At 66.7% G+C, this 23,021-nt stretch carries 17 protein-coding genes, 1 tRNA gene and 2 pseudogenes; 8 read left to right on the top strand and 12 right to left on the bottom strand.

Annotated elements, in window-relative coordinates; all coding sequences use genetic code 11:
* Positions 1-148: 148 nt before the first annotated feature.
* From B0A89_RS00515 to lipB, 9 genes are all read right to left on the bottom strand, one after another.
* On the bottom strand, positions 149-799 hold the full coding sequence (locus B0A89_RS00515; RefSeq protein WP_085376465.1) for a phosphoribosylanthranilate isomerase: 651 nt from the start codon (positions 797-799) through the stop codon (positions 149-151).
* Complete coding sequence (locus B0A89_RS00510; RefSeq protein ID WP_240558578.1) at positions 796-1,212, bottom strand: lipopolysaccharide assembly protein LapA domain-containing protein; 417 nt, start codon at positions 1,210-1,212, stop codon at positions 796-798. The genes B0A89_RS00515 and B0A89_RS00510 overlap by 4 nt, the downstream gene beginning before the upstream one ends.
* A 58-nt stretch (positions 1,213-1,270) precedes the next feature.
* A complete protein-coding gene (gene ihfB, locus B0A89_RS00505; RefSeq protein WP_085376464.1) occupies positions 1,271-1,564 on the bottom strand; it encodes an integration host factor subunit beta in 294 nt (97 codons plus the stop codon).
* Between the two features lie 191 nt (positions 1,565-1,755).
* The gene (gene rpsA, locus B0A89_RS00500; RefSeq protein ID WP_085376463.1) at positions 1,756-3,435 is read right to left on the bottom strand and encodes a 30S ribosomal protein S1; all 1,680 of its coding nucleotides are present in this window, start codon (positions 3,433-3,435) and stop codon (positions 1,756-1,758) included.
* A gap of 234 nt (positions 3,436-3,669) precedes the next feature.
* Positions 3,670-4,947 (bottom strand): MFS transporter, encoded by a 1,278-nt coding sequence (locus B0A89_RS00495; RefSeq protein ID WP_085376462.1) that lies wholly within the window; start codon positions 4,945-4,947, stop codon positions 3,670-3,672.
* Positions 4,948-5,090: 143 nt separating this feature from the next.
* A complete protein-coding gene (locus tag B0A89_RS00490; protein ID WP_240558577.1) occupies positions 5,091-5,609 on the bottom strand; it encodes a DUF2244 domain-containing protein in 519 nt (172 codons plus the stop codon).
* A gap of 560 nt (positions 5,610-6,169) precedes the next feature.
* Entirely contained in the window at positions 6,170-7,846 is a 1,677-nt protein-coding gene (locus B0A89_RS00485) for a cytochrome c oxidase subunit I (RefSeq protein ID WP_085376461.1), read from the bottom strand.
* Between the two features lie 200 nt (positions 7,847-8,046).
* Entirely contained in the window at positions 8,047-8,613 is a 567-nt protein-coding gene (locus B0A89_RS00480) for a c-type cytochrome (protein WP_205949763.1), read from the bottom strand.
* A 101-nt stretch (positions 8,614-8,714) separates the two neighbouring features.
* A complete protein-coding gene (gene lipB / locus B0A89_RS00475; protein ID WP_157115367.1) occupies positions 8,715-9,389 on the bottom strand; it encodes a lipoyl(octanoyl) transferase LipB in 675 nt (224 codons plus the stop codon).
* A 195-nt stretch (positions 9,390-9,584) separates the two neighbouring features.
* Here lipB and metH point away from each other — a divergent pair, with 195 nt between their 5' ends.
* From metH to B0A89_RS00435, 8 genes and pseudogenes are all read left to right on the top strand, one after another.
* The gene (gene metH, locus B0A89_RS00470) at positions 9,585-13,313 is read left to right on the top strand and encodes a methionine synthase (RefSeq protein ID WP_085378652.1); all 3,729 of its coding nucleotides are present in this window, start codon (positions 9,585-9,587) and stop codon (positions 13,311-13,313) included.
* Between the two features lie 49 nt (positions 13,314-13,362).
* Positions 13,363-13,449 (top strand) — tRNA-Leu (locus B0A89_RS00465).
* 139 nt (positions 13,450-13,588) lie between these two features.
* Positions 13,589-14,691 (top strand): annotated as a pseudogene (locus tag B0A89_RS00460) (ABC transporter ATP-binding protein).
* Positions 14,692-14,717: 26 nt separating this feature from the next.
* Positions 14,718-15,797, top strand: coding sequence for an ABC transporter substrate-binding protein (locus B0A89_RS00455; protein ID WP_085376460.1), 1,080 nt, complete (start codon positions 14,718-14,720; stop codon positions 15,795-15,797).
* Between the two features lie 72 nt (positions 15,798-15,869).
* Entirely contained in the window at positions 15,870-16,946 is a 1,077-nt protein-coding gene (locus tag B0A89_RS00450; RefSeq protein ID WP_085376459.1) for an ABC transporter substrate-binding protein, read from the top strand.
* 56 nt (positions 16,947-17,002) lie between these two features.
* Positions 17,003-18,073 carry an ABC transporter substrate-binding protein gene (locus tag B0A89_RS00445; protein WP_085376458.1) on the top strand — a complete coding sequence of 357 codons (1,071 nt, stop codon included), beginning with the start codon at positions 17,003-17,005 and terminating at the stop codon, positions 18,071-18,073.
* Positions 18,074-18,104: 31 nt separating this feature from the next.
* Entirely contained in the window at positions 18,105-19,400 is a 1,296-nt protein-coding gene (locus tag B0A89_RS00440) for an ABC transporter permease (RefSeq protein ID WP_085376457.1), read from the top strand.
* Positions 19,401-19,406: 6 nt separating this feature from the next.
* Complete coding sequence (locus B0A89_RS00435) at positions 19,407-20,378, top strand: ABC transporter permease (protein ID WP_085376456.1); 972 nt, start codon at positions 19,407-19,409, stop codon at positions 20,376-20,378.
* 48 nt (positions 20,379-20,426) lie between these two features.
* Here B0A89_RS00435 and B0A89_RS00430 read toward each other — a convergent pair whose 3' ends face one another.
* From B0A89_RS00430 to B0A89_RS00420, 3 genes and pseudogenes are all read right to left on the bottom strand, one after another.
* On the bottom strand, positions 20,427-21,371 hold the full coding sequence (locus tag B0A89_RS00430; RefSeq protein WP_085376455.1) for an AEC family transporter: 945 nt from the start codon (positions 21,369-21,371) through the stop codon (positions 20,427-20,429).
* Positions 21,368-22,170 (bottom strand): annotated as a pseudogene (locus tag B0A89_RS00425) (MBL fold metallo-hydrolase). The gene B0A89_RS00430 and the pseudogene B0A89_RS00425 overlap by 4 nt, the downstream one beginning before the upstream one ends.
* Positions 22,167-23,021, bottom strand: a complete 855-nt coding sequence (locus tag B0A89_RS00420; protein WP_085376454.1) for a TatD family hydrolase — start codon at positions 23,019-23,021, stop codon at positions 22,167-22,169. Before B0A89_RS00420 ends, B0A89_RS00425 begins: the two are co-directional and overlap by 4 nt.

The raw sequence follows: 23,021 nt of genomic DNA, 5'->3' as shown, positions 1-23,021 counted from the left end.
GCCCGCCCCGCCCTGCATGAGCCGCTTACCGGCACCGCATCAAAAAGCCGAAAATGGGAACCGAGCCCTGCCGCCGGTTGTCGGTCCTCTCCCCGGTCGGCAGGGCCGCGAGGGCCGGAACGTCATCGCGGCCTGACCGCGCGCCCGATCACGGGGCAGGGGCTGCGCCCGCTGCGGCGACGAAAGCGGCGATGCGCGCCGCATCCTTGACGCCGGGGGCGCTTTCGACGCCCGAGGAAACATCGACGGCTTGTGCGCCGGTCAGCCGCACGGCCTCGGCCACGTTGTCGGGGGTCAGCCCCCCGGCCAGCATCCAGGGCTTGAGAAAGCGCCGCCCGACCAGCAGCCGCCAGTCGAAAGCCAGCCCGTTCCCCCCGGGCAGGGCTGCATCGGCCGCGGGCTTGGCATCAATCAGCAGCATGTCGGCAACCAACCCATGATCCCACAGCGCATCCAGATCGGCGGGGCCGGCCACCCCTACGGCCTTCATGACGGGCAAGCCGGTCCGTGCCTTGATGGCGGCCACGCGCGCAGGGGTTTCATGTCCGTGCAGCTGGACGATGTCCAGCGGAACGCGGTCCAGAACCCCGTCCAGCGCCGCATCATCAGGATCAACGAACAGCCCCACCCGCGCAAGGCCCGCAGGCGCCTGCGCCGCCAGCGCGGCAGCTTGGGCAGGGGCGATGTTGCGCGGAGAGCGGGCATAGAACACCAGCCCCCCATAGCGGGCACCTGCATGGGCCGCGGCGCTCAGATCCTCAGCGCGGGTCAGGCCGCATATCTTGACGGCGACGTTCATCGCAAAGCGGGCGGCAGGGCCTGTGTTGCGGCGCCCTTGGCTAGCGCTGCATTGCCAGCCGGGCGAGGCGCGTCAAGAATGGCGAGCACCTCGTCGCGCGGGGCGGCATGGGTGATGCGCAGGCCGCCCACCTCGTGTTCAAGCCGGTTCAGCGCCGATGCGCGCCGTGCCGATTCCTGGCGCAGATGCGCCTCGCGCAGCCATTCCCAGATCACACCCAGGATCATCCCCGCCAGCAGCGCCAGGATGATGACCAGGAACAGCGGCATTCCTGCTGACCAGCTGTGGCCGACATAGGACGCGAACTGGCCGGGCAGCAGGCTGACCTGCACCACCTGCCGGTTGGCCAGCGAAACCGTCACCAGTGCGATTGCCAGAACCGCGACAAAGATCATGCGAAGATAGCGCATCATGTTCCTGGATCGCATGTCACGACAGCCGGATTGGCCGCCGCTGTGGGAATTGCCGCGCTCAGCCGCCGTTGTCCAGCCCGTTCAGCCGGTCGCGCAGCAGCTTGCCCGTCTTGAAGAAGGGGACATATTTCTGTTCCACCTGAACGGCCTCTCCGGTGCGGGGGTTGCGGCCGGTGCGCGCGTCGCGGCGCTTGACCGAAAAGGCGCCGAATCCGCGCAGTTCCACCCGGTCTCCGCGCGACAGGGCGCCGGTAATCTCATCGAAGATGGTCGTCACGATCCGCTCCACATCGCGCTGCAGCAGATGGGGATTATTGTCGGCGATCTTCTGGATCAGTTCGGACCGGATCATGAAAGAAACCTGTGGAATATTGCCACCCGTCGGGGGCGCGGCGAGGATGGATGGTGGCCAACGCCCGGCATATGACAAAAGTTGCAGCAAGACTGCCGGCGTTAAACGGAAAAGGCCGCCCCCGCAGGGACGGCCGGGTGCGCCTGGCATGGACGGGCGCAGGCCGCAAGCGGCCCGCGCCTCGTTCCATCTCAGTTGCGGTTCTTGAGGGCGGCGCCCAGGATGTCGCCCAGCGAGGCGCCCGAATCGGACGAGCCGTACTGGTCGATCGCTTCTTTCTCCTCGGCGATCTCGCGCGCCTTGATCGACAGGCCCAGACGGCGGGTCTTGGTGTCGATGTTGGTCACGCGGGCATCGACCGTGTCGCCGACATTGAAGCGCTCGGGGCGCTGGTCCTGACGGTCGCGGGCAAGGTCCGAGCGGCGGATGAACGACTTGACGCCGTTATATTCCACCTCGATCCCGCCATCCTCGATCGCCGTGACGGTGACCGAAACAACCGAGCCGCGTTTGACGCCATCGACCGCCTCGGTCATGGTGTCGTTTTCCAGCGCCTTGATGGACAGGCTGATCCGCTCTTTCTCGGTATCAACCTCCTGCACGACCGCCTGGACGACATCGCCCTTGCGATAGTTCTGGATCGCGTCCTCGCCGCGCTGGTCCCAGGACAGGTCGGACAGATGGACCATCCCGTCGATGTCGCCGTCCAGGCCCACGAACAGGCCGAACTCGGTGATGTTCTTGACCTCGCCCTCGATCTGGGTGCCGGCGGGGTGGGTTTCGGCGAACACTTCCCACGGGTTGCGCTGGGTCTGCTTGAGGCCCAGGGACACGCGGCGTTTCTGCTCGTCGATCTCCAGCACCATCACATCGACCTCCTGCGAGGTGGACACGATCTTGCCGGGGTGGACGTTCTTCTTGGTCCAGCTCATTTCGGACACGTGGACCAGGCCCTCGATGCCGGCTTCCAGCTCGACGAAGGCGCCATAATCGGTGATGTTGGTCACGCGGCCCTTGTGAACCGAACCGATCGGGAACTTGTCGGCGACGGTATCCCAGGGATCGGACTGCAGCTGCTTCATGCCCAGGCTGATCCGGTGGGTCTCCTTGTTGATCTTGACGACCTGGACCTTGACGGTCTCGCCGATCGACAGGATTTCCGAAGGATGGTTCACGCGGCGCCAAGCCATGTCGGTGACATGCAGCAGGCCGTCAACGCCGCCCAGATCGACGAAGGCGCCGTATTCGGTGATGTTCTTGACGACGCCGTCCACAACCTGACCTTCGTGCAGGTTGCTGATGACCTCGGCGCGCTGCTCGGCGCGGCTTTCTTCCAGGATGGCGCGGCGCGACACGACGATATTGCCGCGGCGGCGGTCCATCTTGAGGATCTGGAACGGCTGCTTGAGACCCATGAGCGGGCCGGCATCGCGCACCGGACGCACATCCACCTGGCTGCCCGGCAGGAACGCCACCGCGCCGCCCAGGTCCACGGTGAAGCCGCCCTTGACGCGGCCGAAGATGGCGCCGTCGATCCGCTCTTCCTTGGCATAGGCCTGTTCGAGCCGGTCCCACGCCTCTTCGCGGCGGGCCTTCTCGCGGCTGATCGAGGCTTCGCCGCGGGCGTTTTCCACGCGGTCCAGATAGACCTCGACCTCATCGCCGACCTTGACCGAGGCATCCTCGCCGGGGGCGGCGAATTCCTTGAGATCGACGCGGCCTTCCATCTTGTAGCCGACATCGATGATGGCCTGGCCCGCCTCGATGGCGATGACGCGGCCCTTGACGACCGAACCTTCGTCCGGGGTGTCGATTTCGAAGCTTTCGTTCAGGAGGGCTTCGAATTCCTCCATGGATGCGGTGTGCGCCATGCGGCTTGCGGTTCCTTTGCAGGGTTTCTGGCCGGGCGGTTGGCTCCGCCGGTCTGTGCGTCCAGTTAACGCGAACGGGCCGCGGCACATGGCCCGACCCGTTTCTTCCGCGGCCTGTTCTGGCCATGTCGTTCACAAGACTTGTGCGCCTATAGCTCGCCCCGTCCCGCTGTGCAAGTCATCCCGGCCTGCAACGGCCTCATCCTGCGCAGGATGGCCGGGAGGGCGCGCCCCTCAGCCCTGCTGCTCGCGCCGGGCCTTGCGCTGGGCGCGCAGCAGGATCACCAGGGCCAGCGCCATCATCGCCGCCGCCGCGATGAAGGGCATCCCCGGTGCATAAAGGGGCGTCGCCTCGCGCGTGAAGAAGGCAAAGATCGCGGTCATGATCAGGGGCGAGGTGCCCATCGCGATGGCGGCCACCGATGACAGCACGCCTTGCAATTCGCCCTGCTGATCGTCGCCGGCGGTGTTCGACATGATCTGCTGCAGCGCCGGGCCGCCCAGCCCCGCGATCGCCGCCAGCGGCGTGAAGGCCAGCGCCAGCACCGGATCGCTGACCACCCCGTAAAAAAGGAAGGCCACTATTTCGAGCGCAAAGCCCACCGTCACGGTGCGCCATACGCCGAAACGCTGGATCGCCGGGCCGACCAGCACACCCTGAACCAGCGCCATCGCAACGCCAAAGGCGGCCAGCGACAGGCCGATATGCAGCGGGTCCCAGCCGAAACGGGCCTTGCCGAAAAAGCTCCAGACCGCCGGATAGACATAGCCCGCCAGGTTGAACAGCGCAAAGACCGCCAGCAGCGGCGCCAGTCCCGGCAGCCGCCCGATGGCCGAGAACGAGGCCAGCGGATTGGCCCGTGCCCATGAAAACGGCCGGCGGATCGACCGCGAAACCGTCTCGGGCAGCACGAACCACCCGAACACCAGGTTCGCTGCGGCCAGCGCGCCCGCGATCCAGAACGGCGCGCGCAGGTCGATCACCGAAGCAAGGCTGCCCAGCACCGGCCCCAGGACAAACCCCACCCCGAAGGCCGCGCCGATCAGGCCGAAATTGCGGCCCTTTTCCTCGGGCGTGGAGATGTCGGCCATGTAGGCTGCGGCTGTCGCATGGGTCGCGGCCATGATGCCGCCGATGATCCGCCCGATCAGGATCAGCGTGACGGTATGGGCCAGCGCCAGCAGCAGATAATCCATCGTCATCACCAGCAGCGCCGTCAGCATGACGGGCCGGCGCCCATAGGCATCCGACAGATTGCCGACCACCGGGCCGAACAGGAACTGCATGGCCGAATAGGCCGTGCCGAGGATCCCCCCCCAGACCGCCGCGCCGGCCAGGTTCTGTCCGGTCAGCTGTTCCAGCAGGTCGGGCATGACAGGAAAGATCAGCCCCATGCCGGTTGCGTCGATCAGCACCGTCAGCAGCACGAACAGCCGCGCCGCCCGTCCTGCCTTGCGGCGAAAGGCGGCGCGGCGGCGCTCGGCGCGGGAACGAAGGGCAGTCTCGGGCATGATCCGCTCGGCAGGCTGGCAGGGCAGGGATAGGCGTAGGGCTTGGAACTATGTGCCATGCCGTGCATGCGGGCGAAAGCGGAAGGGCGATCGGAGGCCAGATATCCGGCGGGGAAACGTCGTTGACGCCTGCATCGTTCCGCCTATGGGGCGGCACGCCGCAGATCGGCAAGGGCTGCGGACAGATCCTGCATCAAGGAACGGCGCTCCTCGGGCGAAAGAAAGGCGCCCAGTTCGATCACGCGGGCGCCGTCGCTCAGCGTCAGGTAATCCTCGACCGGCCCATCGCCGCGGATCGACAGCCGCGCCCAGTAGGGGTTGCCCTGCCAGTGGCGTGCCGGCCGGCCTGGATCATGCCGGGTCACGCTCATCCGCCCGCGTGTCAGCATCACCTCCTCGCGCGTGCCGCCGCCCCGCCAGCCATGCTGCACGCCGCCCCACAGCCCCGCCAGGGCAATGACCGCAAAGGGCAGCAGCCCCCACATCGCCGTGCGGCCCAGAACCGCCAGCAGCGGCATCAGCAGCGCGGCGGCAGCGGTTCCGATCACCCAGGCAAATCCTTGCGGCGTCAGGGAACGATGGCGCCAGATCAGCAGCCTGCGGGCGCCGTCACCGGCATCATCGGACCATTCATAGGGCATCTGTGCGGACCGCGTGATCATCGAGGGGTTGGCAGGCAGGCAGCAAGCCGCCTTGAGGGGCCGCGGCGTCGGACACCGGCCGGCCCCCTCGCGCCGAAAGGGCAGGAACAACGGCGGTGCCGCTATCTGCTGGCCGGCCGGCGCCCGCCCGGCCCATGGGCGGGACGGGGCGCAAAACCTGGCCGGCGCAGCGCGCGGGCTGCATGCCGGCAGGCGCTGGCAGGGGCTGTGTCCGGGGCATGAAGGGTAAGGGTTGCATCGCCTGTGCAGGGTGCCGGGGCTGCATGTTTCCCACCGGGGGCAAAGGCTGCCTGATCAAGGCGATCATGCTGCCGCCCGTGGCCAAGGGCAAGGCCCTGTGACCCGCCGACAGGACAGCCTCAGGCTCTGTCGCCGGCAGCGATGGCAACAGGCCGGGCCGCGCGATCATTGCCGCCATGTTCCGGGGCAGCTCCGCATTGGGGCTGCGATAGGCAGGTCGGCGGGGAACCGGCATCCTGATCCGGCGGAACGGCGACGTCTGCATCTGCAAAGAAAGCGGCCCCGGATCGCTCCGGGGCCGCAAGGGTATCACGTTACGCTCAATGGGCAGCGGCGTGGTCCCAGTCCTCGCGCTTGGGCAGCGTCTCGAACGTATGTTCGGGCGGGGGCGAGGGCAGGGTCCATTCCAGCGTGTCGGCGTATTCGTTCCAGTAGTTGTTCTCGGTCACGCGGCGACCGGCGAACAGCGTGTAGAAGACCACCCCGATGAAGAACAGGAACGAGGCGAAGGACAGATAGGCCCCCAGCGACGAGATGTTGTTCCAGTAGGCGAAGGCCTCGGGATAGTCGATGTAGCGGCGCGGCATCCCTTCGCGGCCCAGGAAATGCTGCGGGAAGAACAGCAGGTTCGAGCCGATGAACATCATGAAGAAATGCAGCCTGCCGGCCCATTCGGGATACTGGCGCCCGCTCATCTTGCCGATCCAGTAATAGACGCCGGCAAAGATCGCATAGACCGCGCCCAGCGACATCACATAGTGGAAGTGGGCCACGACATAGTAGGTGTCGTGATAGACCCGGTCCAGCGGCGCCTGGGACAGCACCACGCCGGTCACGCCGCCGACGGTGAACAGGAACAGGAACCCGAAGGCCCACAGCATGGGCGTCTTGAACTCGATCGAGCCGCCCCACATCGTCGCGATCCAGCTGAACACCTTGATGCCCGTAGGCACGGCAATGGTCATGGTGGCGAGCATGAAATAGCTCTGCTGGGTCAGCGACATGCCGGCGGTGTACATGTGGTGCGCCCACACGACAAAGCCCAGCACGGCGATCGCCGCCATGGCCAGAACCATCGGCAGATAGCCGAAGATGGGCTTGCGGGCAAAGGTGGCGATCACATGGCTGATGATGCCAAAGCCCGGAAGGATGATCATGTAGACCTCGGGATGCCCGAAGAACCACAGGATATGCTGATACAGCACCGGATCACCGCCGCCGGCAGGGTCGAAGAAGTGGGTGCCGAAATTGCGGTCCATCAGCAGCATGGTGATGGCGCCGGCCAGCACGGGCAGCGACAGCAGGATCATCCAGGCGGTGATGAACACCGACCAGGCGAACAGCGGCACCTTGAACAGGGTCATGCCCGGTGCGCGCATGTTCAGGAAGGTGGTGATGATGTTGATCGCGCCGACGATGGACGAGGCGCCCGAGACGTGGACGGCAAAGATCGCCAGGTCCATCGAATAGCCGCCTTCGGTCGTGGACAGGGGCGGATACAGCACCCAGCCGACGCCCGAGCCCATCTGGTCGTTCCCGCCCGGCGCCAGCAGCGAGGCGATCCCCAGCGCGACACCGGAGACATACAGCCAGTAGGACAGGTTGTTCAGCCGCGGAAAGGCCATGTCCGGCGCACCGATGTGCAGCGGCATGAAATAGTTGCCGAAACCGCCGAACAGCGCCGGGATCACGACGAAGAACATCATCAGGACGCCGTGATAGGTGATCATCACGTTCCACAGATGCCCGTTCGGGGTGCAGGGCTGGCTGGCATCGGCGATCAGCCGCGCACCCTCCAGGCACATGTACTGAACGCCCGGATGCTGCAGTTCCATCCGCATGTAGACGGTGAAGCAGACCGAGATCAGGCCGACGATGCCGGCCGTGAACAGGTAAAGGACACCGATGTCCTTGTGGTTGGTGGACATGAACCAGCGGGTGAAGAACCCGCGGGTGTCATGGTGCCCACCGTGGCCGTGTAAGGCGGCGTCAGCCATGGGTGCTCTCCTCAGAACCGTGACCGGCTGGGCTGCCCCGGCCAGTGGACTCGGCTTCAGCTTGTAAGCGAGTCCCGTTCCCGAGGCAATGCACCCACGGGCCAACAATGCTGGCAGGCGGACAGGAAAAACCCCGGACGGTCAGACCATCCGGGGGCGTTTCAGTGCGGCGCCGCCGGGCATGGCACCCGGCGGGGCGATCAGTTGGATGCCGGGACGGCCGGAGCACCTGCGGCCGGGGCAGCCGGGGCAGCCGGGGCAGCCGCAGCACCCGCGGCTGGGGCGGCGGCCGGTGCGGCACCTGCGGCCGGGGCGGCGGCGGCACCTTGCGGGGCCGCGCCCGCCTCGGGCGAATTGGCCTTGAGGTAGGCGACCACATCGGCCTGATTCTTGGCCAGCTTGAAGGTCATCTTCGTCTTGGCGCCGGCCTCGCCGGTCTTGTCCTGCGCGTATTTGTTGGGATCGGTGATATAGGCGGCGATGTCCGCCTCGGTCCACACCTCGCCGGCCTCGCCCAGCTTGATCAGGGTCTCGGAATACTTGAACCCCGGCTCGGTTCCCGCCTTGCGGCCGACCACGCCGTAAAGGTTCGGCCCGGTCTTGCCGCCCTTCACGATGTCCTTGCCGGACGGATCGGTGATGGCATGGCAGGCCTTGCACTTCTTGAATTCGTTTTCACCCTTGACCGGGTCGCCCGCCGCATCCTGGGCGGCGGCGGGAACGGCGAAGGCGAGCGCCGCAAGAGTGGCGTACAGGCTGATCTTCATTGTCACGTCCTTCATGACGGGCTGATTCCATGACCGGAAGGTTAGCCTGCCGCAAGGGCGGGGGCATCCCCTTCCTGTTCGGTCAGGTAACGCGGCAGCCCTCAGAAAGTGCCGCCCCTGCCGAAGTCTTTCGGAAATGTGAGCCGGAGCGCCCCGTCGAGGTCATCCATCGTGACCGGCAGCCCCAGATCGACAAGGCTGGTGACGCCGTGGCCCTGGATGCCGCAGGGCACGATGCCTCCGTAATGGGACAGGTCCGGCTCGACATTGACCGCGATGCCGTGAAAGCTGACCCAGCGGCGCAGCTTTATCCCGATCGCCGCGATCTTGTCGTCACGCACCGAGCCGTCGGGCAGGGGCGGCCTTTCGGGGCGCGCGACCCAGACCCCGACACGACCGGGACGGATCTCGCCCCTCACCCCGAATTCGGCCAGCGCGGCGATCACCCACCCTTCGAGCGAGGCGACGAACCGGCGCACGTCGCGGCCGATCCGGTCGAGGTCGAGCATGAGATAGACGATGCGCTGGCCCGGCCCGTGATAGGTATATTGCCCGCCCCGGCCCGTGGCATAAACCGGAAAGCGGCCGGGATCGGTCAGATCCTCGGGGCGTGCCGAGGTGCCGGCGGTATAGACGGCGGGATGTTCGACCAGCCAGACCGTCTCGGGCGCCGCGCCTTGGCGGATCGCCGCGGCGCGCGCCTCCATCCAGCGGACGGCGTCGGGATGGGGAATGAGGCCGGGGGTCAGCAGCCAGGCAGGCCCCCCGCCCGGCATAGGCGGCAGGCAGAGGGTGTCGGGCGTGGGCAGTTCATCGGTCATCACATCCGCAGGGATGGGTGCTGGCGCAGCGAAAGACAAGGTGGGCGGGCGATGATGAAGGCTGCTCATGTCCAGCCTGCATGACATGAATTGGTCATCGGCCCATGCGCGTCCTATATGCATCCCGTCAGCCTTGCCCGGAGTCCCGCGATGATCCGCTCTGCCGCCTTTGATGCCCTTGGCGCCGCCGCGCGCGAGCGTATCCTCATCCTTGACGGGGCGATGGGCACGCAGATCCAGAACCTGCGCCTGGCCGAAGCCGATTTCCTGGGGCAGACCAGCCGGGCGGGCGGCTGCGCCTGCCACATCCATTCCGACCACCCCCAGCAGGGCAACAACGACCTGCTGAACCTGACCCAGCCCGAGGAGATCGAGGCGATCCACCTGCGCTATGCGCTGGCCGGGGCGGATATCGTGGAAACCAACACCTTTTCCTCGACCAGCATCGCGCAGGCCGATTATGGCATGGAAGGCCGGGTGTTCGAGCTGAACCGCGAAGGCGCGCGGCTGGCCCGCCGGGCGCTGGACCGCGCCAGCGCGCAGGACGGCCGCCCGCGCTGGGTCGCGGGGGCGCTGGGTCCGACCAACCGCACCGCCTCGATCAGCCCGGACGTGAACCGGCCCGGCTTTCGCGCCATCAGCTTCGACGGGCTGCGCGCCGCCTATGTCGAACAGATCCGCGGTCTGATCGCCGGCGGGGCCGACCTGATCCTGATCGAGACGATCTTCGACACGCTGAACGCCAAGGCCGCGATCTTTGCCGCCGAGGAGGTGTTCGAGGCGACCGGCCAACGCCTGCCGGTGATGATTTCCGGCACGATCACCGACCTGTCGGGGCGGACGCTGTCGGGGCAGACACCGACGGCCTTCTGGCATTCCATCCGCCATGCCGCGCCGCTCACGGTGGGGCTGAACTGCGCGCTGGGGGCCAGCGCCATGCGCCCCCATCTGGCAGAGCTGTCGCGCGTTGCGGGCACGCTGATCTGCGCCTATCCCAATGCGGGCCTGCCCAACGAGATGGGCGAATATGATGAAAGCCCCTCGGTCATGGCCGCGCAGATCGCGGGCTTTGCCGAGGAGGGGCTGGTCAACATCGTCGGCGGCTGCTGCGGATCGACGCCCGACCACATCGCGGCCATCGCCGCGGCCGTCGCCGGCAGGCCGCCCCGCGCCATCCCCGAAATCGCCCCCCGCCTGCGCCTGTCGGGGCTGGAGCCCTTCGTCAAGACGGACGACATCCCCTTCGTCAATGTGGGCGAGCGCACGAACGTCACCGGCAGCGCCCGTTTCCGCAAGCTCATCACGGCGGGCGACTATCCCGCCGCGCTGGACGTGGCGCGCGACCAGGTCGAGAACGGCGCCCAGATCATCGACATCAACATGGACGAGGGGTTGATCGATTCGGCCGCCGCCATGGCCGAATTCCTCAACCTGATCGCGGCCGAGCCCGACATCGCCCGTGTGCCGGTGATGATCGACAGCTCGAAATGGTCGGTGATCGAGGCGGGCCTGAAATGCGTGCAGGGCAAGCCGGTGGTGAACTCGATCTCGCTGAAGGAGGGCGAGGCCGCGTTCCTGGAACAGGCGCGGCTGTGCCTGCGCTATGGCGCGGCGGTAGTGGTCATGGCCTTTGACGAAACTGGTCAGGCCGATACGGAAAACCGCAAGGTCGAGATCTGCACCCGCGCCCATGATCTGCTGACCGGCATCGGCTTTCCGCCCGAGGACATCATCTTCGACCCCAACATCTTTGCCGTGGCGACGGGGATCGAGGAACACGACAACTACGGCGTCGACTTCATCAACGCCACGCGCCGCATCCGGCAGTCGCTGCCGCATGTCCATGTGTCGGGCGGGGTGTCGAACCTGTCGTTCAGCTTTCGCGGCAACGAACCCGTGCGCGAGGCGATGCATGCCGTGTTCCTGTATCACGCCATCAAGGCGGGCATGGACATGGGCATCGTCAATGCCGGCCAGTTGGCCGTCTATGACCAGATCGACCCGGCCTTGCGCGAGGCCTGCGAGGATGTGGTCCTGAACCGCCGCCCCGGCGGGACCGAACGCCTGCTGGAAATCGCCGAGCGATTCCGCGGCGAGGGCGGGGCGAAGGCGCGCGAAAAGGATCTGTCCTGGCGCGAATGGCCGGTGGACAAGCGGCTGGAACACGCGCTGGTCAACGGCATCACCGAATTCATCGAGGCCGACACCGAGGAAGCGCGCCTTGCCGCCGAACGCCCGCTCCATGTCATCGAAGGGCCGCTGATGGCCGGCATGAACGTCGTGGGCGATCTGTTCGGCACGGGCAGGATGTTCCTGCCGCAGGTGGTCAAATCGGCCCGCGTGATGAAGCAGGCCGTCGCCCATCTGCTGCCCTGGATGGAGGCCGAAAAGGCCGGCGGCGGGGGGGCGGGTTCGGCCGGCAGGATCCTGATGGCGACGGTCAAGGGCGATGTCCACGACATCGGCAAGAACATCGTCGGCGTGGTCCTGGCCTGCAACAACTACGAGATCATCGACCTTGGCGTCATGGTTCCCGCAACCAAGATCCTGGAAACCGCGCGCGCGGAACGTGTCGATGCGATCGGCCTGTCGGGCCTCATCACGCCCAGCCTTGACGAGATGGTGCATGTCGCATCCGAGATGGAGCGCGAGGGCTTCGACATCCCCCTGCTGATCGGGGGGGCCACGACCAGCCGGGTCCATACCGCTGTCAGGATCGATCCGCGCTATCGGCGGGGGCAGACGGTCTATGTCACTGATGCCAGCCGTGCGGTGGGCGTGGTGGCAAATCTTCTTTCCGCTGACAAGGAAAGTTACATCAAGGGCTTGCGGGCAGAATATCAGGATGTGGCCGAACGTCACGCGCGCGGCAGGGCCGATCGCGACCGCCTGCCCTTGGACGCTGCGCGTGCCAATGCATTGCGGCTGGACTGGGCGGGCTATCAGGCAACGCCCCCCCGCTTTACCGGGCCGCGCGTCATCGACGACTGGGATCTGGCCGAGATCGCCCGCCACATCGACTGGACCCCGTTCTTCCAGACCTGGGAGATGAAGGGCGTCTATCCCAAGCTGCTGGACGATCCCCGCCAAGGCGAGGCGGCGCGGGCGCTGTTTGCCGATGCGCAGGCGATGCTGGCACGGATCCTGGCCGAAGGGTGGTTCGCGCCTCGCGCGGTGGTCGGGTTCTGGCCGGCCAATGCAGCGGGCGACGACATCCGCCTGTGGACCGATGAAACCCGCAGCCAGCCTCTTGGCACCCTGCACACGCTGCGCCAGCAGGTGACCAAGCGCGACGGGCGGCCGAATGTGGCGCTGGCCGATTTCGTGGCGCCCGAAGGGCAGCCGGACTGGATCGGCGGTTTCGTCGTCACAGCGGGGGACGAAAGCGCGCGGGTGCAGGCGTTCAAGGATGCGCAGGACGATTTCTCGGCCATCATGGTGCAGGCCCTGTCGGACCGGTTCGCCGAGGCGATGGCCGAGATGCTGCACCAGCGCGTGCGGCGCGATCTGTGGGGCTATGCACCGGCGGAATCGCTGGGCGTCGAGGATCTGATCGCCGAACGCTATGCCGGCATCCGGCCCGCCCCCGGCTATCCGGCCCAGCCCGACCACACCGAAAAGCGAACGCTGTTCGAGCTGCTGGGCGCCAGCGGGGCGACGGGCGTCACCCTGACCGAGTCGATGGCGATGTGGCCCGGCTCGTCGGTGAGCGGCCTGTATATCGGGCACCCTGATGCCTATTATTTCGGCGTGGCCAAGGTCGAGGCGGACCAGGTCGCCGACTACGCCGCCCGCAAGGGCATGAGCGTGGGCGAGGCGGAGCGCTGGCTTGCCCCGCTGCTGAATTATGTGCCGGGCCAGACCATCGCCGCCGAATGACCCCTTTTCAAAGCTGTCCGCCGCCTGTATGAGGCGGCGGTCACGGGATGCGGTCGTGGCGGAATTGGTAGACGCGCAGCGTTGAGGTCGCTGTTCCTTAACCGGAGTGAAAGTTCGAGTCTTTTCGACCGCACCATGAACAAGGGCGCCCCGTGCCGATGGCCGGGGCGCCCTTTTCGTCATCAACTGGCGATCCTTCGTGGAAAATCGTTGCAGCGGCGCGCGGTGCCCGACTAGTCTGGTCCGGCAGCCTCACGACAAAGGATGATCGCGCCTTGATATCCCCCGCCGCATCCGACGGCTTCGTCGTCTTTGATCGCGTCCAGAAAAGCTATGACGGGCAGACCCTTGTGGTCAAAGACCTGAACCTGTCGATCGGCAGGACCGAGTTCCTGACCATGCTCGGCCCGTCGGGTTCGGGCAAGACGACCTGCCTGATGATGCTTGCCGGGTTCGAGACCGCCACCCACGGCGAGATCCGGCTTGACGGGCGCAACATCAATGACGTGCCGCCCCATCAGCGCGGGATCGGGATGGTGTTCCAGAACTATGCGCTGTTTCCCCATATGACGGTGGGCGAAAACCTTGCCTTTCCGCTCGAGGTGCGTGGCATGGGCAAGGCCGAGCGCGACAGCCGCATCCTGCGGGCGCTGGACATGGTGCAGATGGGCGCCTTCCGCAACCGCCGCCCGGCCCAGCTTTCGGGCGGCCAGCAGCAGCGCATCGCGCTGGCGCGCGCGCTGGTGTTCGATCCGAAGCTGGTCCTGATGGACGAGCCGCTGGGCGCGCTGGACAAGCAGCTACGCGAACACATGCAGTTCGAGATCAAGGCCCTGCATGACCGGCTGGGGATCACCGTGGTCTATGTCACCCATGACCAGGGCGAGGCGCTGACCATGTCGGACCGCGTCGCCGTGTTCAACGACGGGCGCATCCAGCAGATCGCCCCCCGGCCGAGCTGTACGAGGCGCCGCAGAACAGCTTTGTCGCCGGCTTCATCGGCGAGAACAACAAGCTGCCGGGCATTATCGAACAGCTTGAGGGCGATCGCGCCGTGGTGCGGCTCGGCAACGGGGCGCTGATCGACGCCACCGCCGTCAACATCAAGGAAAAGGGCCAGCGCACGCTCGTCTCGATCCGCCCCGAGCGGGTGGAGTTCAAGCCCGAGATGATGCCCGCGGGTGCCCACACGCTGGAGGCCGAGGTCCGCGACGTGATCTACATGGGCGACATCCTGCGCGCGCGCATGAAGGTCGCGGGCAGCGACGATTTCGTCGTCAAGTTCCGCAACACGCTGGATCAGGTCCGCCTGCAGCCCGGCCAGCGCATCCGCATCGGCTGGAACCCGCGGGATGCGCGGGCGCTCGACCCGGTCTGACATCTGCCAACAGGAGAGAGAAAATAATGAAAAGACTGCTGATCACGACCACCGCGCTGATGACGCTGGCGACCGCGGCCGCGGCGCAGGACAAGGTGCTGAACGTCCTGGACTGGGGCGGGGCCTATGGTGAAAGCCACAAGGTCGCCTATAACGGTCCCTTTCAGGAAAAGACGGGGATCAGGATCACCGTCACCGACGCCGACAACCCCGCAACGCCGATCAAGGCGATGGTCGAGGCGGGCAACGTCACGGCGGACGTGGCCTCGGTCGAATATGCCGACGCGGTGCGCCTGTGCGACGAGGGCGCGCTGGAAACCATCGACCCGGCCATTCTTGCCGCCGGTCCGGGCGGCGAGGCGGCCAAGGATGATTTCATCGACGGCGCCGTGACCGAATGTTTCATCGCCACCGATGTCTATTCGATGGTGCTGGCCTATGACGACAGCAAGTTCCCCGATGCCAAGCCCGCCTCGCCCGCGGATTTCTTCGATGTCGCCAAGTTTCCGGGCAAGCGCACGATGCGCAAGGGCGCCAAGTTCAACCTGGAACTGGCGCTGATGGCCGATGGTGTTCCGGCGGCCGAGGTCTATCAGGTGCTGGGCACGCCCGAGGGCGTGGACCGCGCCTTCAAGAAGCTGGACACGATCAAGAAGGACGTGATCTGGTGGGAGGCGGGCGCGCAGCCCCCGCAACTGCTGGCGGATGGCGAGGTGACGATGGCCTATGCCTTCAACGGCCGCATCTTCAACGCCGCCATTGGCGAGGGCAAGCCGTTCAAGATCCTCTGGGACGGGCAGATCTATGAAATGGAGGGCTGGATCGTTCCCAAGGGCGCGCCCAACAAGGAAAATGCGATGCAGTATATCGCCTTTTCCACCGAGGCTCCGCAGCTTGCCAAGGCGGCCGAACACATCAGCTATGGCCCGCCGCGCAAATCGGCCTCGGCGCTGGTGGGGAACGTCGCGGGCAAGGATGTGCCGATGGGCCCGCAGCTGCCCACCGCGCCCGGCAACATCGAAAAGGGCCTCGCCTCCAACCTCGATTTCTGGGTGGATCATGATGGCGAGCTGAGCGAGCGCTTCAACGCCTGGCTGGCCGGCTGAGGATCGAGCGGCCGCTTTCCGCCCCGTTGCGGAAAGCGGCCACCTGCAAGGCAGGATCAGGGTGGGGATAGGATGAGAACAGAACTGTTTCTGGTCAGCGCATTGGCGCTGGCCGCGGCCCCGGCACTGGCCGAGGGGCCGCTGAATGTGACGACCTATGGCGGGGCCTTTGGCAGGACGGTCGAGGAGGCCTATGTCAAGCCGTTCGCGCAGGAAACCGGCATCCAGACGACGGTGCTGGACGCGTCGGACCCGCCGGCGCGGCTCAAGGCCGAGGTCGAGGCGGGCAACATCACCTCTGATGTCTATGAGGTCGAGCAGTCGGATGTGATCCGCCTGTGCGACGAAGGGCTGGTCGAGCCGATCGACCCGGCGGCATTGGCCAAGGGGGCGGACGGTTCGGACGCGGCCGAGGACTATCTGCCCGGCGCGCTGAGCGAATGCGGCGCGGCCATCATGGTCTGGTCAACCGTGATCGCCTATGACAAGGACGCCTTTGCCGGCGGCGCCCCCACGACCGTGGCCGATTTCTTTGACACGGCCCGGTTCCCCGGCAAGCGGGGCATCATCAAGCGCCCCAAATACGCCCTTGAATTCGCCCTGCTGGGGGACGGGGTTCCCGCCGCCCAGGTCTATGACGTGCTGGGCACGCCCGAGGGCGTGGACCGCGCCTTCCGCAAGCTGGACACGATCAAGAAGGACATCGTCTGGTGGGAGGCAGGGGCGCAGGCCCCGCAACTGCTGGCCGACAGGGAGGTGTCGATGACGCTGGCCTATAACGGCCGCATCTTTGACGCCATCGTGGGCGAGGGCAAGCCCTTCGGCTTTCTGTGGGACGGCGTCAATCTCGACATGGATTACTGGGTCATTCCCAAGGGCGCGCCTGGCAAGGACACGGCGATGAAGTTCATCGCCTTCGCATCGGACCCGGCACGGCAGGCGGTGATGTCGAGCATGATCGCCTATGGGCCTTCGCGCCGATCGGCGCTGGGCGCGGTGGGCAAATACAAGGACGGCAAGACCGAGATGGCGCCCTATCTTCCCTCGACGCCCGACAATGCCGCGCGGGCGCTGGTCAATGATGCAGGGTTCTGGGCAGACCACGGCGCCGAGCTGACCGAACGCTTCAACGCCTGGCTGGCAAGCTGAAGCCCTGCGGCCGCGCGTGCCGCGCGCGGCCGGCCACCTTGCGCCGGACGATCCCAATGCTGCGCCTTGTTCCCGCCCTTCTGTTGCTTTCCGCCGCCCCGGCCGGTGCAGAGGGGCTGACAGTGCTGTCCTGGGGGGGCGATTTCGCCGCCGCGCAGGACATCGCCATGGCGCGGCCCTTTGCCGAACAGACGGGCATGCCGGTCCGTTTCGTGGACAGCGACGATCCCTTGGGCGTCGTTGCCGCGCAGGTCCAGGCGGGCAATGTCACCGTGGACGTGGCCAGTGTCGGGCAGGGGGCTGCCACGCGGCTGTGCGACGAAGGCATGGCGCTTCCCATCCCTTCCGCCTCACTTGCGCCCGCGGGCGACGGGACCGCGGCGGAGCAGGACTTCGTTCCCGGCATGCTGGGCCCGTGCTTCGTGCCGACCGACATCTATTCGACGGTGATCGCCTATGACGCCTCGCGGCTGGCAGCCCCCCCGGCAAGGGCAGCGGATTTCTTTGACCTGACGCGCTTTCCGGGCCGGCGCGGTCTGTCGCGCACCCCCCAGTTCACGCTTGAGCTGGCGCTGCTGGCGGACGGGGTCGGGCGCGATCAGGTCTATCCCCTTCTGGCCACGCCTGCGGGGGTCGAACGCGCCCTGGCCAAGCTGGACACGATCCGCAACCAGATCATCTGGTGGGAGGCCGGCTCTCAGCCCATCCAGCTGCTTGCCGATGGCGAGGTCGCGATGGCCGCGGCCTATAACGGCCGCGTCTTCAAGGCCGCGCATGTGGACGGGCTGCCGCTTGCGATCCTGTGGGACGGGCAGATCTACGAGGTCGAGGGCTGGGTGATCCCCCGAGGGGCGCCGAACCCGCAGGCGGCGATGGAATTTGTCCGCTTCTCGACGCGGCCCGAGGCGCTCTCTGCCATGGCCGAGCAGTTGCCCTATGGACCGCCGCGGCTGTCTGCGCAAAAGATGGTCGGCCGGTTCGCCGCGGACGGCACCACCCCGATGGCGCCCGAACTGCCAACCGCGCCGGCCAACCTTGCGAACGCGCTGGCGGTGGACCCCGCGTTCTGGGCCGAACACGAAGCCGAGCTGCGCGAGCGTTTCGCCGCGTGGCTGTCCGCCCGCTAGCGGGCGCCGCGAAAAAGGAAGAAGTCGCGCAATGTCCAAAGCCCTCGACCCACATGCCGCTGTCATCGTCGGCGCCCAGGGCGCGCAGCCGGTTCTGACGGCGGCGGATGGCCGGTCGCTGGCGCGGGCGCTGTCGCGCAGCCAGGGACGGGCAAGGCGCAACGCCTTTCTGCTGGTGCTGCCGCTGCTGGCCTTCATCGTCATCACCTTTGTTGTCCCGATCGGGCAGATGCTGCACCGATCCATGTTCAACGACGGCTTTTCGGCCAATATGCCGCAGGTTTCGGAATGGTTCGCCGCCCATCCGGCCGGAACGCCCCCGGACGAGGCCGCCTTTGCCGCCCTGGCCGCCGACCTGTCGGCCGCCGCCGAGGCCAAGACCATCGGCATCGTCGGAACGCGCATCAACTATGACCTGCCCGGCACCCGTTCGCTGTTCACCGCCACCGGGCGCAAGGCCAAGGCCGGCTTCCAGCCGCCCTATGCGCAATCGCTGCCCGCGGCCGACCCGAAATGGGCCGATCCGGCGCTGTGGCGGTCGATGCGCAATGCCTCGACCGCCTATACGGCCAATTTCTATCTGGCCGCGCTCGACCGCACGCGAGATGACGGGGGCAACGTGGTCATGGCCGCGCCCCAGCAGCAGGTCTATGTCATGCTGTTCAAGCGCACCTTCCTGATGTCGCTGCTGATCACCTTCACGACCTTCGTGCTGGGCTTTCCTGTCGCCCATCTGCTGGCGACGCTGCCCATGCGCAAATCCAACCTGCTGATGATCCTGGTGCTGCTGCCGTTCTGGACCTCGCTGCTGGTGCGCACGACGGCCTGGATGGTGCTGCTGCAACAGCAGGGGGTCATCAACGACCTGCTGGTCTGGGCCGGGATCATCGGCAATGACGGGCGGCTCAAGATGATCTACAATCAGGTCGGCACGATCATCGCGATGACGCATATCCTGCTGCCCTTCATGATCCTGCCGCTGTATTCGGTGATGCGGACGATCAATCCCAGCTATGTGCGCGCAGCGCGATCGCTGGGGGCGACATCATGGACGGCCTTCCGCCGGGTGTATTTTCCGCTGACCCTGCCGGGGCTGGGGGCCGGGGCGCTGCTCGTCTTCATCCTGGCAGTCGGCTATTACATCACCCCCGCGCTGGTGGGGGGCGCAAGCGGGCAGCTGATTTCCAACATGATCGCAATGCACATGACCGAGACGCTGAACTGGTCGATGGCCGCGGCGCTGGCCGCCATCCTGCTGGGCGCGGTGCTGCTGCTCTACTGGATCTACGACCGTCTGGTCGGGATCGACAATCTCAAGCTGGGGTGACCTGTCATGGCGCTGCCGACCTATGCCTCGCCGTTGGAACGTGTCTGGCACTGGACCTATCTCGCGCTCTGCGCGCTGATCTTCGTGTTCCTGATCGCGCCGATCATCATCGTGATCCCGCTGTCCTTCAACGCCGAGCCTTATTTCACCTTCACCCCCCGGATGCTGTCCTTCGATCCGCAGGGCTATTCGATGCGCTGGTACGACACGCTGCTGACCTTCGGGATGACGCATGCGGACGGGCCGCGCGGCGGGGCCTGGTGGGCGGATGCCTGGGCCAATGCCAAATGGGTGAGCGCGGCGAGGAACTCGATCATCATCGGGTTCTTCTCGACCATCCTGGCCACGGTCCTGGGCACGCTGGCGGCGCTGGGCCTGTCGCGGCCCGAAATGCCGTTCCGCCGGCTTGTCATGGCGATCCTCATCTCGCCCATGATCGTGCCGATCATCATCACCGCGACGGGAATGTTCTTTTTCTATTCATCGGCCTGCGTCAGCAGCGCGAGCACGCTGGGCCGGCTGCTGGCGCCGGTCCTGTCCAGTTCGGGCTGCCTGGCGAACACCTATCTCGGGGTGATCCTGGCCCATGCCACATTGGGCATACCCTTCGTCATCATCACCGTGACAGCGACGCTGATCGGGTTTGATCAGTCGCTGAACCGCGCCGCAGCCTCGCTGGGTGCCAACCCGCGCACGACATTCTTCAAGATCACCATGCCGCTGATCCTGCCGGGGGTTGTATCGGGCGCGCTGTTCGCCTTTGTCACCTCGTTCGACGAGGTGGTGGCGGTGCTGTTCATCGCCGGTCCCGATCAGCAGACGATCCCCCGGCAGATGTGGAACGGCATCCGCGAACAGATCAGTCCTGCGATCCTGGCGGTCGCCACGCTGCTGGTGATCTTTTCGATCGCCCTGCTGGCCTCGGTCGAGCTGTTGCGCCGACGCAGCGAGCGGTTGCGGGGCCTGTCACCGGCCTGACCGGGCCGGTCGGTCCGGGGTGGGGCTGCGGCCCCCGGCGGGCGGCCCTCAGGGCAGGGTGCCCAGCCAGAACCAGGCGGTCAGCAGGCTCAGCGCCGTGGCGATCAGCACGCTCGATGCGGCAACACGCTGCGCGCGCCCATACATCGTGGCAAACAGATAGGCATTCACGCCGGGGGGCATGGCGGCCGTGATGACAGCCGACCGCATGCCTTCGGCCGGCGTGTTCAGCAGCGTCGTCAGCCCCCATGTCACCGCAGGATGCAGCAGCAGCGAGGCCGCGCAGCACAGCGCCACCACGCCCAGTTCGGCATCGGGCCGATACCGATGAAGAACGCCCCCCAGCCCGAACAGCGCCGCCGGAATGGCGGCCCGCCCGATCATCGCGGTAGCTGCCCAGAACCCTTCGGGCAGCACCAGCCCCTGCGCCTGCGCCAGGTTGACCGCCAGCCCGCACAGGATCCCGATCACCAGCGGCGTGCGCAGCACCCCGCCCAGCGCCCGCATCGACACCCCCGCCACCGACATCGTGCCGCCGCGGGCCAGCGTGAATTCCATCAACGTGATGCCGAGGGTATAGAACAGCGGCGAATGAAAGGTGACGATCGCATAGTTGCCGGCCAGCGCCTGCGGGCCATAGGCCCGTTCGGTGATCGGCACGCCCAGCAACAGCGTGTTCGAGAACATCGACGCAAAGCCGATGGCGACGCAGTCCGCGGGCGGGCGGCCAAAGATCAGGCGGGCGCCGAAATATCCCGCCGCAAAGCCGGCCAGCGCCCCCGCATAGAACGAGCCCACCGCGCCCGTGTCGAAGCTGGCGGTGAAATCGACCGCTGCAATCGACTGGAACAACAGCACGGGCAAGGCGAAGTTCTGCGCGAAACGCTGGATCCCGTCCACGTCCCGAGGGCCGAGCCAGCCGCGCCAGGCGGTGAAATAGCCAAAGCCGATCACCAGAAAGACCGGCAGCAGCACCGAAAACAGCAGCGTCATAGGCCGATCACCAGGCCGTCATAGGCAGGAATGACGTGATCGGGCGTTTCGGCCAGCACCGCGTCATGGTCAAGGTCGATATGCATGTTGGTGATGACGGCGCGGCGCGCGCGCGCCCGTTCGATCCAGCCGAGCGTCAGGGACAGATGGGCGTGGCTTGGATGAGGCGTGCGCCGCAGGGCGTCGCAGATGAACAGATCGGCATCCATGATGGCCGGCCAGGCGGCTTCGGGGATGGCCTTGACATCGGGCAGATAGACCAGCGCGGCCCCCCCTCGGGCGGGGCAATGCGAAAGCCCAGCGCGGTGATATCGCCGTGATCGACCGCAAAGGGCGTCAGCGACAGGGCGCCCCCCGGCCCGTCGATGACGAAGGGACCGTCGATCCGGTTCAGCGCCACGATCGGGGGATAGGAGGATCCGGGCGGCGTTTCAAAGACATAGCCAAAGCGGCTTGTCAGCGCCGCGGCGGTCGGCGCGTCGGCCCAGCCGGCCAGCATGGTGCCGCGGTTATGGGCGATCTGGCGCAGGTCGTCGATGCCGTGGATGTGGTCGGCATGGGGGTGGGTCCAGACCACGGCGTCAAGGATGCCGACGCCCGCATCGGTCAGCTGCGGCACCAGGTCGGGGCCGGTGTCGATCAGAACGCGCGTCGTGCCGCCCGCCCCGCTTCGGTCAAGCAGCAGCGCGCAGCGGCGGCGGCGGTTGCGCGGGTTGGCGGGATCGCATGCCCCCCAGTGCCCCCCCAGCCGCGGCACCCCCCCCGACGATCCGCAGCCGAGGATCGTGGCCCGGATCATTCCTGCCTCCCCGATCGGGACGGGGCCGTTCGGGCCGCCTTGGTGAACAGGCGGTCAAAGTTCGCGCTGGTCAGCGCGGCAAAATCGCGCGGGCTCATGCCCAGCACCTCGGCCCCCACGCGGGCGGTATGGGCAACGAAGGCAGGCTCGTTGCGCTTGCCGCGATGGGGCGGAGGCGCGAGGAAAGGGGCGTCGGTTTCCACCAGCACCCGATCGGGGGGCGCGGCGGCAAAGATCGCGCGTATCTCGGCCGAACGGGGGAATGCGGCGATCCCCGACATCGACAGGTAAAATCCCAGATCCAGCGCGGTTCGTGCCAGTTCGGCGCCCGAGCTGTAGCAGTGCATCACGCAGCCGAACGCCCCCGCCGCGTGTTCGCGGATCAGGATGTCCGCCATGTCGGCATCAGCGTCGCGCGAATGGATGATGAGCGGCAGCCGCGTCCGGCGCGCCGCCTCGATATGGATGGCAAGGCTTTCCTTCTGCAGCGCCGCGCTGTCGGCGCTGTAGTGATAGTCCAGTCCCGTTTCCCCTATGCCGACGAATTTGGGGTGTGCGGACAGGGCGACAAGCTGGTCCACACTTGCCATCGGCTCCTCTGCGGCCTGCATGGGGTGGGTGCCTGCGGCGTAGAAAACGCCCTCATGCGCCTCGGCAATGGCGCGGATCGCGGGTTCCTGGCGCAGGCGCGTGCAGATGGTGACCATCCGCGTCACCCCGGCGCGGCGCGCGCGTTCGATCAGGCCGGGCAGATCGCCCTGGAAATCGGGAAAGTCGAGATGACAATGGCTGTCCACCAGGGGGCTGTCCACGAACGGATCATCCCCGGGGAATGGCGGCTTGTCGTTCAT

The organism is Paracoccus contaminans, from assembly GCF_002105555.1.
In the GTDB taxonomy this organism is placed as follows: Bacteria; Pseudomonadota; Alphaproteobacteria; order Rhodobacterales; family Rhodobacteraceae; genus Paracoccus; species Paracoccus contaminans.
Note: the sequence above shows the minus strand (reverse complement) of the source record. Positions and strands in the feature narration are given on the sequence as shown.

Coding starts and splice junctions, on each gene's coding strand:
- B0A89_RS00440 (WP_085376457.1), top strand. CDS start 18,105: ATGTCCAAAGCCCTCGACCCACATGCCGCTGTCATCGTCGGCGCCCAG.
- B0A89_RS00435 (WP_085376456.1), top strand. CDS start 19,407: ATGGCGCTGCCGACCTATGCCTCGCCGTTGGAACGTGTCTGGCACTGG.
- rpsA (WP_085376463.1), bottom strand. CDS start 3,435: ATGGCGCACACCGCATCCATGGAGGAATTCGAAGCCCTCCTGAACGAA.
- B0A89_RS00490 (WP_240558577.1), bottom strand. CDS start 5,609: ATGATCACGCGGTCCGCACAGATGCCCTATGAATGGTCCGATGATGCC.
- B0A89_RS00485 (WP_085376461.1), bottom strand. CDS start 7,846: ATGGCTGACGCCGCCTTACACGGCCACGGTGGGCACCATGACACCCGC.
- lipB (WP_157115367.1), bottom strand. CDS start 9,389: ATGCCGGGCGGGGGGCCTGCCTGGCTGCTGACCCCCGGCCTCATTCCC.
- B0A89_RS00450 (WP_085376459.1), top strand. CDS start 15,870: ATGAGAACAGAACTGTTTCTGGTCAGCGCATTGGCGCTGGCCGCGGCC.
- B0A89_RS00455 (WP_085376460.1), top strand. CDS start 14,718: ATGAAAAGACTGCTGATCACGACCACCGCGCTGATGACGCTGGCGACC.
- B0A89_RS00430 (WP_085376455.1), bottom strand. CDS start 21,371: ATGACGCTGCTGTTTTCGGTGCTGCTGCCGGTCTTTCTGGTGATCGGC.
- metH (WP_085378652.1), top strand. CDS start 9,585: ATGATCCGCTCTGCCGCCTTTGATGCCCTTGGCGCCGCCGCGCGCGAG.
- B0A89_RS00495 (WP_085376462.1), bottom strand. CDS start 4,947: ATGCCCGAGACTGCCCTTCGTTCCCGCGCCGAGCGCCGCCGCGCCGCC.
- B0A89_RS00445 (WP_085376458.1), top strand. CDS start 17,003: ATGCTGCGCCTTGTTCCCGCCCTTCTGTTGCTTTCCGCCGCCCCGGCC.
- ihfB (WP_085376464.1), bottom strand. CDS start 1,564: ATGATCCGGTCCGAACTGATCCAGAAGATCGCCGACAATAATCCCCAT.
- B0A89_RS00420 (WP_085376454.1), bottom strand. CDS start 23,021: ATGAACGACAAGCCGCCATTCCCCGGGGATGATCCGTTCGTGGACAGC.
- B0A89_RS00510 (WP_240558578.1), bottom strand. CDS start 1,212: ATGATGCGCTATCTTCGCATGATCTTTGTCGCGGTTCTGGCAATCGCA.
- B0A89_RS00480 (WP_205949763.1), bottom strand. CDS start 8,613: ATGAAGATCAGCCTGTACGCCACTCTTGCGGCGCTCGCCTTCGCCGTT.
- B0A89_RS00515 (WP_085376465.1), bottom strand. CDS start 799: ATGAACGTCGCCGTCAAGATATGCGGCCTGACCCGCGCTGAGGATCTG.